This is a genomic window from Nesterenkonia sp. CL21, from assembly GCF_031705515.1.
GTDB lineage: Bacteria > Actinomycetota > Actinomycetes > Actinomycetales > Micrococcaceae > Nesterenkonia > Nesterenkonia aethiopica.
The window spans coordinates 1-10930 of record NZ_JAUTWR010000009.1 but is presented as its reverse complement, the minus strand read 5'-3'; the positions used below and the strand labels follow the sequence as shown (position 1 = coordinate 10930).

Here is a 10930-nt window from a genome sequence, read left to right as displayed (position 1 = left end):
GCCCGCACGGACGACTCATCCGCCGGAGGTGTCGACCTCCGCGGCAGCGATCATCTCACGCTGGGCCTCGTTGAGCTCCTGGGAGGCCAGCCAGTCCTCCGGCAGATGGACCTTCTTCGGCGAACCGGCCCGGCCGCGGGGCCCCTCGGCGTCGGCACCGGGGTACTCGATGCTCTGGTCGAGCTGGCCGAGCAGGTCCTCCAGCTGGGTCAGGGATTCGACGGTGACCAGCTGGGAGCGCAGCGCCCCGCCGATCGGATAGCCCTTGAAGTACCAGGCCACGTGTTTGCGGATGTCCTGCATGGCCTTGCGCTCGTCACCGTCGAAGTACGGGATGAGCATCTGGGCGTGCCGCAGCAGGGTGGAGATCACCATGGGCAGATCCGGACGGTGCCGGTCCGGCCGGCCCTCGAAGGCGGCCTGCAGGTCGCCGAAGAGCCAGGGCCTGCCCTGGCAGCCCCGGCCGACGACGACGCCGTCGACGCCGGTCTGCTCGACCATGCGCACCGCGTCCTCGGCGGACCAGATGTCGCCGTTGCCCAGCACCGGGATGTCCGGCAGGGACTCGCGCAGGGCGGCGATCGCGGACCAGTCGGCCTGGCCTGAGTAGTGCTGGCGCGCGGTGCGACCGTGGAGCGCGACGGCGGCGACGCCCGAGTCGCGCGCGACCTTGCCAGCTTCGATGAAGGTGAGGTGGTCCTCGTCGATGCCCTTGCGCATCTTCACCGTCACGGGGATGCCGCGCCGCCCGGCCTCCCGCACGGCAGTGGCGACGATCGACTCGAAGAGCCGGATCTTCCAGGGCAGGGCCGAGCCGCCGCCCTTGCGGGTGACCTTGGGCACCGGGCAGCCGAAGTTGAGGTCGATGTGGTCGGCGCGGTCCTCCTCGACCAGCATGCGCACCGCATGTCCGGTGGTCACTGGGTCCACGGAGTAGAGCTGCATCGAGCGGGGGATCTCGTCCGGCTCGTGCTTGATGATCCGCATCGACTCGGGCCGCCGTTCGACCAGCGCACGTGCGGTGACCATCTCATTGACGTAGAGCCCGCCGCCATGTTCACGGCAGAGCCGACGGAAGGCGGTGTTGGTGATCCCTGCCATGGGGGCCAGCACCACCGGGGTCTCCACGGTGATGGGGCCCAGGTGCAGCGGGGGCAGGAGGGCACGTCGGTCGCCCGACCCAGCCGGGGTCGGGCCGTCAGGGAGCGGCTGCTCCTCGGGAAGGGTCTGTGCGGTCATGGCATCCGGGTGTGCTCGGCGGAGGCGGGGCCTCCGGGCGGTCAGCGGGCGTAGATGAAGGCTTCGAAGTCGATCTCGGCGTCGCCGGAGGCGATGAGCTCGTCGGTGACGGTCTTCAGCGGGGCCATGGAGTCGTCCACCTCCAGCTCCACCGGGTGGCGGGCGGCCAGCAGGGCCAGCAGGGACCGGATGTGCTGCTCCGCCTCGGCGGCGTCGAGCTCCGGGTTCCAGCCGACCAGGACGTCGGCGGGGTCCTCAGTGCGGGCCGGGGTGTAGCTGACGGCGAAGGCGAGGACGGCGCCGTCGCCGCCCTCGGAGACGTCCCGCAGGGCCACTGCGCCCGTGGCGCCGGTGGCGTCGCCGAGGAGCAGCTGCTGGGCCTTGCCCACGGTCATCTCCGCGCGGTCCCAGTCGTGGACGGCGTTGTAGTGGTCGGCCACCACACGGCTCAGCTCCACCGACCCGGTGGCGATCTCCTGGAGATCCAGGCCGGTTCCCTCCAGGTCCGGAAGCCGAAGGGCGCCCGGCTGGACGATCACTCGGCGGGTGGTCTGGATCTTGGTGAAGCCGTTGTCCTTGAGGAAGCACTGGGCGGCGGAACGCTTGGCGCAGCGGGCCTTCAGACCGGTGGCGCTGCAGTTGCTGGCCTCGGCCTCCAGGATCGCCAGCATCTCTGCGGCCACCCCGCGGCGGCGGTGGTCCGGGGCGACCTCCGCGTAGAAGGACAGCCGATCCGGGTGCAGCGAGGAGCGCAGGATGGTGGCCGCGGCCACGGGCACCCCCTGGTCCTCGGCGACGATGCACCGTGACCAGGGATCGTTGGAGGAGGGCCGCAGCAGCGCGCGGTCCTGGTGGTGCATCGCGTTCTCCGGGTCGCCCCAGACCTCAAGCAGGGCGAGGTCGTCGCCCTCGGCCCAGGGCCGGACGGTCAGGCCGGACTCGAGGGCGAGCCGGTCTGTGTCTTCGGTGGTGCTCATCGCCTGTCCTTCGGAAGCGTCCGTCTGCGCGGTGGCGCAGGGTTGATCAGCCACGCGAGTCTAGTCCTGCCGCCGTGGCACGGCAAACGAGCGACGCCCGGCCCCGTGCCGCAGGGTCAGGGACCCTGGGCCGGTGCCGGGCGTCTGTCCCGGGCATCTGTGCCGGGCGTCGCGCTCGACGTCGTCGCGCTCGACGTCGTGGTGCTCAGCCGAGGAGGCGGCCGGCCAGGTAGGTCTGCACCTGGTCCAGGCTGACGCGCTCCTGGGTCATCTCGTCCCGGTCACGGATGGTGACTGCCTGGTCCTCGAGGCTGTCGAAGTCGAAGGTGATGCAGAACGGGGTGCCGATCTCGTCCTGACGGCGGTACCGGCGACCGATCGCACCGGCCTCGTCGTAGTCGACGTTCCAGTTCCGGCGCAGCTCATCGGCCAGCCGCTGGGCGGGCTCGGCCAGCTCCGGCTTCTTGGACAGGGGCAGCACTGCCGCCTTCACCGGGGCGAGCCGCGGGTGGAGCTTCAGCACGGTGCGGGTGTCCACGCCGCCCTTCGCGTTGGGGGCCTCCTCCTCATGGTAGGAGTCCACCAGGAAGGCCATCATCGCGCGGGTCAGGCCGAAGGACGGCTCGATCACGTACGGGGTGTAGTGCTCCTCGGTCTTCGGGTCGAAGTACTGCAGCTTCTCGCCGGAGGCCTCGATGTGGGAGCTGAGGTCGTAGTCGGTGCGGTTGGCGATGCCCATCAGCTCGCCCCACTCGGAGCCCTGGAAGCCGAAGCGGTACTCCAGGTCGATGGTGGCCGCGGAGTAGTGGGCCCGCTCGTCCTCGGGGACGTCGAACTTGCGCAGGTTCTCCGGGTTCAGCCCCAGGTCCACGAACCAGTCGTAGCAGGCCTCCACCCAGTGGTCGAACCACTGGCCGGCCTCGTCCGGGTGCGTGAAGTACTCGATCTCCATCTGCTCGAACTCGCGAGTCCGGAAGATGAAGTTGCCGGGGGTGATCTCGTTGCGGAAGGCCTTGCCGACCTGGCCGATGCCGAAGGGCGGCTTCTTCCGGGCGGAGGTCATCACGTTGGAGAAGTTCACGAAGATGCCCTGGGCGGTCTCGGGCCGCATGTAGTGCAGGCCCTCCTCGTTGTCGACCGGACCCAGGAAGGTCTTCATCAGGCCGGAGAACTGCTGCGGCTCGGTCCACTTGCCGGGCTGGCCGGTCTCCGGGTCCTTGATGTCGGCAAGGCCGTTCGCCGGCGGGTGACCGTGCTTGGCCTCGTAGGCCTCCAGCAGGTGGTCGGCTCGGTACCGCTTATGGGTGTGCAGGGACTCCACCAGCGGGTCGGTGAAGGTCTTCACGTGCCCGGAGGCGTGCCAGACGGCCTGCGGGAGGATGATGGCGGAGTCCAGGCCGACCATGTCGCCGCGGCCACGCACGAAGGTCTGCCACCACTCGGCCTTGATGTTCTCCTTCAGCTCCGTGCCCAGGGGACCGTAGTCCCAGGCCGACCGTGATCCCCCGTAGATCTCACCGGACTGGAAGACGAAGCCGCGACGCTTCGCCAGGGTGATCACATGGTCGAGGGCAGTCTTGGGGGCCATAGGGCGGTACACCTCAGGTCGGGAGGGGACGGGACAGACGGGGGAAAGCTTACCGCGCCGGAGCGCGCGCCGCCGATTCACCCGGCAACACGTCCGTCCCCGTCGTCTGCGTCTGTCCCCTCGGAGTCCCAAGGGGAAAGACGCAGACGACGGGGACGGACGACGGTGGGGCGGACGGTGCGGGCTGGTCCGCTCGCGGGGGCCTCAGTCGAAGACGACGGCGCCGTCGTCGGCCACCCGCCAGCCGGGGTTGTAGGCGATCTCCCAGACCACCCCGACCGGGTCCTCCACATAGGCGTGCAGCATGCCTGGCACCGCCGCCGGCTGTGGATGCTTCAGCACCGTGCCCCCGGCACGTTCCAGGCGTTCGACCGTGCGGTGGACCGCATCGGCGTCGTGGACGTTGTGGGCCAGGGTGAAGCCGCCGGGGGTGCTGTGGTCCCGGCCGTCTCCGATGTCCTCGCTGAGGCTGTCGGCGTCGAAGAGCCCGAGGACCTGCCCGGGCGCCACCTGGTAGAACTGGATCTCCCCGGCTGCCTCGAAGATCGGCCGCCAGCCCAGCCCGCCCACGTAGAAGCGGCGCGCGGCCCCCAGATCCCGCGTGGCGACGGTGATGATGTGGATGCCCTGCTCCATCGTGACCTCCCCCGGTGCTCTGCGCTGCCCGTCGTCCGATGCGACCCCTCGGGCCCGTCTGACCAGGGGCGCAGGAATGACTGCGGAATGGCGAGTCTACGTCCGGAGTCAGGGCCAGGTCAGCGGCCGCCGCCCGTCAGCCGCCCCGGGGCCCAGCACCGGGCACAGCACCGGGCAGAGGATCGGCTCAGCGGGTGCGGCGGATGTCCGGCAGGGAGGCGATCACGACGGCGGCCAGGGTCAGCAGCGTGCCGAGCACCGTGGAGAGGGTGACCACGCTTCCCGGGGCGGGGACGAGGAGGTCGAGCAGCAACGAGCCGATCAGCTGACCGGCGATCATCCCCATGGCGGCCAGCAGCACACCCACCCGGGTGACCAGCACGGCCCCGAGCCCGATGAACACGCAGCCCAGCGGCCCGCCGAGGTAGTACCAGGGAGCGGTGGGCAGCGTCTCCCCCACCCCGCTGACCAGCACCTTCACCAGGTAGGCCAGCAGGAGCACTGCCGTTCCGGCCACGAAGTTGATGAGCGTGGCGGGGATCGGGCTGCCGTAGGCCGCCGACTGGCGTCCGTTGAGAGCCTGTTGGGCGCTGTTGGTGAAGCCGGCGGTCAGCGGGAAGATCACCAGGAGCAGCCAGGACCAGGACCCGGAATGGCCTCCCAGCTGCGGTGAGACCGTCCACAGCACTGCCAGCACGGTGAGGAGCGCGCCCAGCACCCGGACGGTGTTGAGCCGCTTCCGCCCCGCCGGGCCCAGGCCGATGCGGTCCCACAGCAGCCCGCCGAGGGTCTGCCCGGTCACCACGGCCACGGTGAAGACCGCGACCCCGATGAGCCCGATGGTCAGCGACTGGGAGAGCACGAAGTAGCCGCCGATGCAGCCGGCCAGCAGGTACCACCAGCGGACCTCACCGCGCCGGAGGGCTGGCCGGACCTGTCCCAGAGTGCGGCGTCCGGTGGGCGTGAGATATGCGATCACCAGCATCAGGAGCAGGCCGGTGCCGAAGGACAGCAGCGCGGCGAGGAACGGGTCGTCGACCTCTGCGGCCAGCTCCGAGTTGATGCGGCCCTGGCTGGGGATCGCCGCCCCGGCGACGAGGGCGGTGAGCAGGAACCCGAACCATGCGGCGGAGGACTGCCGCGACTGACCGACTGCGCTCATGGGCAACACTGTAGACCCGCCTGGCCTCCTTCTGCGCCTCGGTGCCGGGCCCCGGTCAGCTCGCCACGGCCGCATCCCGTGGGAGACACTGACACCATGAACGCAGATGACGTGCAGCAGGTCCCGATCCGTGACGAGTCCATCCGCCTGGGGCAGCTGCTGAAGCTCGCCGGCGTGGTCGAGCACGGGGTGATGGCCCGTGAGGTGATCGACGCCGGCGCGGTGACCGTGGACGATGAGGTCGAGACCCGCCGCGGTCGGCAGGTGCGCCGAGGTCAGGTGGTGCGGCTCGACGGCGAGGAGCTGGGGCTTCCCAGCGCCGTCATCTCTCCCGCAGCGGAGTGAGGCGAGCGGGCGCCGTCGAGATGATCCTCAGGCGCGTCCGGCCGAACGCCGAGGCCGCAGCACCATGTAGGTGAGGAACTCGCCCACATGGGCGATCTCCTGGGGCACCACACCGTGGCCGGCGCCGGCGTAGAGCACCTTGGTCAGGTCCACCGACGAGTTCGCCCAACGGTGGGTGTAGTCGATGTGCTCCTCGGGAATGATCGGGTCGTCCTGGTCCCGGCCCCAGAAGAACGGCACCCGACGGGTGGCGAGCGCGGCGTCGTCGAACCAGTCCTGCATCTCCGGGCTCTCCCCGGGGTCGACGGCGAATCCGGAGAGCCCGACGACGGCGGCGAACTCCTCGGGCCGAGCGCGCAGCAAGGAGGTGGCCATCGCCATCCCCATGGAGAAGCCGAGCAGCGTCACCGAGGTGTGCTGGTCCTTCACCGAGGCGATCCAGGACCACAGGTCCTCGACGGCGTCGCGCGCCGCGGCCGAGGAGTAGGCCAGCCGTTCAGGGTCGAGGTCGAACCAGGTGTAGCCGCCGTGACCCATGGGCACCGGGGCGCGCAGGGAGGCGTAGGTGAACTCCTCGGGCAGGCTGGGCACCAGACCGAACAGGTCATGCTCGTGGGATCCGTAGCCGTGCAGCATCACCACCAGCGGGGTGCCTTCGCGGTCCTGCGGCTCGCGGGACCACACGACGACGGGCTCGGGCTGGGTGGGACTCATGCGGGGCTGCTCCTCGTACGCGACGTCGATGACCGCCTGTTCTGCTGGACGGCCGGACCATCTTCTCATTCCGGTCCCTTCGGCTGGTGCAACCGGGCTGATGTCCGCCTCAGGGAGGATGGAACCGACCGGTAACCTCAGGCACAATAAGACGTGTGGACCGATCAGCCGAGAGACCAGACGAGCAACCAGACCACCAGCACCCCGGCCCCGGCCAGGACGCTGGTGTGGTGACCACTCCGACACACCCCTGGACGCGCTACGTGGCCCTGGGGGACTCCTTCACCGAGGGCATCGGCGATCCCGACGAGTCTCGGCCCGGGTACCACCGCGGCTGGGCCGACCGGGTGGCCGAGGAGCTGGCTGCCGGAGCGGACCCTTCCCCGGGCGGGAAGCGCTTCGCCTATGCGAACCTGGCGGTCCGGGGGAAGCTGATCGGACAGATCCGTGACGATCAGATCGCCCCAGCCCTGGACCTGCAGCCGGATCTGATCACCCTGTGCGCGGGTGGCAATGACGTCATCCGTCCCGGCGGCGATCCGGACGAGACCGCTCGGATCCTCGACACGATGGTCCAGATCCTCTCCACCACGGGTGCCACGGTGGTGCTGTTCAATGGCCCCGACGTGCGTGAGACCCCTGTGGTGGGGTCGATCCGCGGGAAGGTCGCCATCTACAACGAGAACATCCGCACCGTCGCCGCCCGGCACGACGCCCTGGTGGCGGACATGTGGTCCCTGCGGCAGTTGGCGCACCCTCAGATGTGGGACGAGGACCGCCTGCACTTCTCCCCACTGGGGCACCACACCATCGCCGCGATGGTGCTGGACACCCTCAATGTGGAACACGACCTCGAACCCCTGGAACCGCGGCCGGTGCCGGAGCGCACCTGGCGGGAGGCTCGGGCCGACGATGTCGTCTGGGCCCGCCACCACCTGTTCCCCTGGGTGGTGCGCCGACTGCGCGGACGCTCCTCCGGGGACGGGGTCACGGCGAAGCGGCCGTCCTTCGAGCCGCTGTTCGGCGGCTCGATGCCTCCCGGCAGCGGCGCCGCCGAGGAGGAGTGAGTGACCATTACGCCGGCGCCTGCGAACTCTGATCGTCACGATCCGCGCTTCGGCGCTGACGGCGTCCGGGCAGCACAGCGTTGAGAATGACGGCGGCAAGCATCGCGGGGACGATGCCCGAGGTCAGCAGCAACGCCACGTCTGCTGGGAACGCTGCAACAGCCTCCTCCGGGGCGAAGGAGAGCCCGACCCCGAGCCCGAGCGATAGCGCGACGATCAGCAGAGATCGCCGATCGATCATCTCGGGGGCCATCACCTGAATCCCTGCCGAGGCCACCATCGAGAACATCACGAGCACCGATCCTCCGAGAACCGCATACGGCACGGTGTTGAACACTGCCGCGACTTTGGGCACGAAGCCCGCCAGCACGAGCAGCCCGCCTGCCAAGGCCACGACGTACCGGCTGACGACGCCGCTCAGTGCGATGATCCCGGTGTTCTGACTGAACGTGGTGTTCGGCATCGCTCCGAGGACTGCGCCGAGAGATGTGCCGACGCCGTCAGCCATCACCCCACCGCTCAGCTCCCTGGCTCGTGGGGAACGTCCCAGCCCGGTACGTGCCACAGCGGTCAGGTCCCCGATCGACTCGACGGAGCTGGCCAGCGCCAGCACAGTAATCGCGATGATCGCGGCACCGGTGAAGTCGAGCCCGAAGTGCATAGGGGCAGGGGCGAATAACCACCTGGCCTCTGTCACGGGGGCCAGGCTCACCATGCCGAACACTGCAGCTGCGGCATAGCCGCTGAGGAGTCCGATCAGGACGGCGGCGACCGAGACCAGGCCTCTGCCGAATTGGTGACAGACCACGCTCACCACGATCACGAGTGCGGCGACACCGAAGTGGTGCAGCGCCCCGAAGTCCCCGGCGGCACGTGCGGCCGCACCCCCAGCGGAATAGTCGATGGCCGTGGGCATCAGCTTGAGCCCGATGATCAGGATGATGATCCCACACACCAGAGGCGGAAAAAGAGGGGTGAGCCAGCGTAAGGACATGCCGAAGACCACCTGGACCAACCCGGCGATGAACGCCCCGCCGAAGACCGCCGCGATCCCGAACTGCTCAGCTATGGGGATGGCCACGACCAAGAACGCAAAGCTCGTCCCCTGCATCACTGGCAGCCGGGACCCCACGGGCCCAACCCCGAGGGTCTGCAGAAGCGTCGTCGCACCCGAGACGATCATCGCCAGCTGGACCAACAGAGTGACTTCGCCTGCTGCCATACCGATCGCGGTGGCGACGATCAGGGGCGGTGCGGCGTTCCCCACGAACATCGCTAGAAAGTGCTGAACCGCCAGCGGTACAGCCCGCCGAAGAGGAGGCATCTCATGGACCGCGTCGTCTCTCTGAGGTGCTTCCGTCTGCCACACGGTCTCTGCGCTCATGACGTTCACGCTAAGCAGGCCATGTCACCGTGGTGTTACTCCATGGTTGCTGTCATGCGAAGAACGCTCCGCGCGGGCACGGCGCTCTGCGCCATCACAGCCTCAGGGTGTCTCGCATCTGGTCCGAGAGCTGCTCCGGGCTGGTGAGGAAGCCGTCGTGCCCGATGGGTGAGGAGATCATGTGGACCTCGTGCTCGCCGGGCAGCAGCGCCGCCAGCTCATGGGACTGTTCGGGCAGGTACAGCCGGTCTGACTCCACGGCGGCGATGAACGGCGTGGCGGTGACGCGGGACAGCGCCTCGGCGACGCTCCCGCGCCCGCGGCCGACGTCGTGGCTCATCAGAGCCTCGGTCAGCACGATGTAGGCGTTCGGGTCGAAGCGGTCCACCAGTTTGCGGGCCTGATGGTCCAAGTAGGACTCCACCTGGTAACGGCCCCGGCGTCGGGCGCTCCAGCCGAAGGGGTCCTCCTCCCCCTGGGGCTGACGACCGAACCGCACCTCAAGTTCGTGCTCGGTGCGATAGGTGATGTGTGCGATCCGGCGGGCCAGACCCAGCCCCTCCTCCGGGACGGGTCCGCCGTAGTAGTCCCCGCCGGCGAAGTGCGGGTCGTTCTCGATGGCCTTGATCTGTGCCTGCCCGAAGGCGATCTGCTCGGCGGTGGCGGCCGCGCCGCAGGCGAAGACCGCCACTGAGTCCACTCGGTCCGGGAAGGTGGCCGCCCACTCCAGCGCCCGGGCACCGCCCATGGAGCCGCCGATCACCGTGTGGAACCGCCGGATCCCCAGCTGATCGGCCAGCCGTGCCTCCAGGCGGACGGCGTCGCGGACGGTGGTGAAGGGGAACCGGGAGCCCCAGGGCCGCCCCTCCGGATCCGGAGAGGCGGGCCCGGTGGAGCCGTAGCACCCGCCGACCATGGCCGGGGCGACCACGAACCACTCGTCGGTGTCGATCGGTCGTCCCGGCCCCACCAGGCCCTCCCACCAGCCCGGGGCCGGGTCGGCCTCGGTGGCGGCGACGTGGGTGTCTCCGGTCAGGGCGTGCGCGACCAGGATCGCGTTGTCGCCCGCCGCGTTGAGCGTGCCCCAGGTCTCGTAGGCCAGCTGCACGTCCGGCAGCTCACCTCCGGCCTCGAAGGTGTAGGCCCCGACGTCGACGACGGCGAGCGCGCCGTCGGGACGGAGGGTCGAGGTCAGCACCTGGGCGGTCATCGGGGTCGGAGCTCCTGCGTCGTTCATGGTGTGGACAGGCCTGCCGGGACGGGATGAACCGGCGGATTCGTACGGGCCTCATCGGCCTCTCAGGCTAGCCTCAGGCCACCGGCTGCGGCTCGGGAGCCGCCGCCTTCTCACTCTGCGGACCGGTAGCCGCGGTCGTGATCGCTTTCTCCAGCCCCTGCTCGAGGTCGGCGAGGATGTCGTCGATGTGCTCCAGGCCCACCGACAGGCGCACCAGGCCGGGCACGACGCCGGCGGCGCGCTGCTCGTCTTCGGTGAGCTGGCGGTGGGTGGTGGAGGCCGGATGGATGGCCAGGGAGCGGACGTCGCCCACGTTGGCCACCAACGAGTGGAGCTCGAGGGAGTCCACCACGGCCTGGCCGGCGGGCGCACCGCCGTCGACCTCGAAGGCGAGCACCGCTCCCACGCCCTTCGGCAGGTACCGCTGGGCCTGCTCGTACCAGGGGCTGGAGGCCAGGCCCGGGTAGGAGACCCGCTTCACGGCCGGGTGCGCCTCCAGGAACTCGGCGACCTTCTGGGCGTTCTCCACGTGGCGCTCGATCCTCAGGCTCAGAGTCTCCAGGCCGAGGTTGATCTCGAAG

Annotated in this window: 11 protein-coding genes; 2 read left to right on the top strand and 9 right to left on the bottom strand. The window is 69.6% G+C overall.

The window, feature by feature from the left end; translation table 11 throughout:
* Window positions 1-15: 15 nt before the first annotated feature.
* From dusB to Q7C18_RS12605, 5 genes are all read right to left on the bottom strand, one after another.
* Window positions 16-1239, bottom strand: a complete 1224-nt coding sequence (gene dusB, locus Q7C18_RS12625; protein WP_311025682.1) for a tRNA dihydrouridine synthase DusB — start codon at window positions 1237-1239, stop codon at window positions 16-18.
* Between the two features lie 41 nt (window positions 1240-1280).
* A complete protein-coding gene (locus Q7C18_RS12620; RefSeq protein ID WP_311025681.1) occupies window positions 1281-2216 on the bottom strand; it encodes a GNAT family N-acetyltransferase in 936 nt (311 codons plus the stop codon).
* 205 nt (window positions 2217-2421) lie between these two features.
* Entirely contained in the window at window positions 2422-3804 is a 1383-nt protein-coding gene (locus Q7C18_RS12615; RefSeq protein WP_085437808.1) for a glycine--tRNA ligase, read from the bottom strand.
* Between the two features lie 204 nt (window positions 3805-4008).
* The gene (locus Q7C18_RS12610) at window positions 4009-4440 is read right to left on the bottom strand and encodes a VOC family protein (RefSeq protein WP_311025680.1); all 432 of its coding nucleotides are present in this window, start codon (window positions 4438-4440) and stop codon (window positions 4009-4011) included.
* Between the two features lie 187 nt (window positions 4441-4627).
* Entirely contained in the window at window positions 4628-5602 is a 975-nt protein-coding gene (locus Q7C18_RS12605; RefSeq protein WP_311025679.1) for a DMT family transporter, read from the bottom strand.
* Window positions 5603-5698: 96 nt separating this feature from the next.
* On the opposite strand from Q7C18_RS12605, the gene Q7C18_RS12600 reads away from it, so the two are divergent.
* Entirely contained in the window at window positions 5699-5947 is a 249-nt protein-coding gene (locus Q7C18_RS12600) for an RNA-binding S4 domain-containing protein (protein WP_070160709.1), read from the top strand.
* 27 nt (window positions 5948-5974) lie between these two features.
* Here Q7C18_RS12600 and Q7C18_RS12595 read toward each other — a convergent pair whose 3' ends face one another.
* Window positions 5975-6661: an alpha/beta hydrolase-fold protein gene (locus Q7C18_RS12595; protein ID WP_070160698.1), complete on the bottom strand. Its 687-nt coding sequence runs from the start codon at window positions 6659-6661 to the stop codon at window positions 5975-5977.
* 230 nt (window positions 6662-6891) lie between these two features.
* Between Q7C18_RS12595 and Q7C18_RS12590 the strand changes: the two genes are divergently transcribed.
* Window positions 6892-7728, top strand: coding sequence for an SGNH/GDSL hydrolase family protein (locus Q7C18_RS12590; protein ID WP_237090162.1), 837 nt, complete (start codon window positions 6892-6894; stop codon window positions 7726-7728).
* Window positions 7729-7735: 7 nt separating this feature from the next.
* Here the strand turns inward: Q7C18_RS12590 and Q7C18_RS12585 are convergent, their stop codons facing one another.
* From Q7C18_RS12585 to Q7C18_RS12575, 3 genes are all read right to left on the bottom strand, one after another.
* Entirely contained in the window at window positions 7736-9052 is a 1317-nt protein-coding gene (locus Q7C18_RS12585) for a solute carrier family 23 protein (RefSeq protein WP_311025782.1), read from the bottom strand.
* A 154-nt stretch (window positions 9053-9206) separates the two neighbouring features.
* Window positions 9207-10322 carry a homoserine O-acetyltransferase gene (locus Q7C18_RS12580; protein ID WP_311025678.1) on the bottom strand — a complete coding sequence of 372 codons (1116 nt, stop codon included), beginning with the start codon at window positions 10320-10322 and terminating at the stop codon, window positions 9207-9209.
* Window positions 10323-10422: 100 nt separating this feature from the next.
* On the bottom strand, window positions 10423-10930 hold a 508-nt coding region (locus tag Q7C18_RS12575; RefSeq protein WP_311025677.1), incomplete at its 5' end, for a PLP-dependent transferase.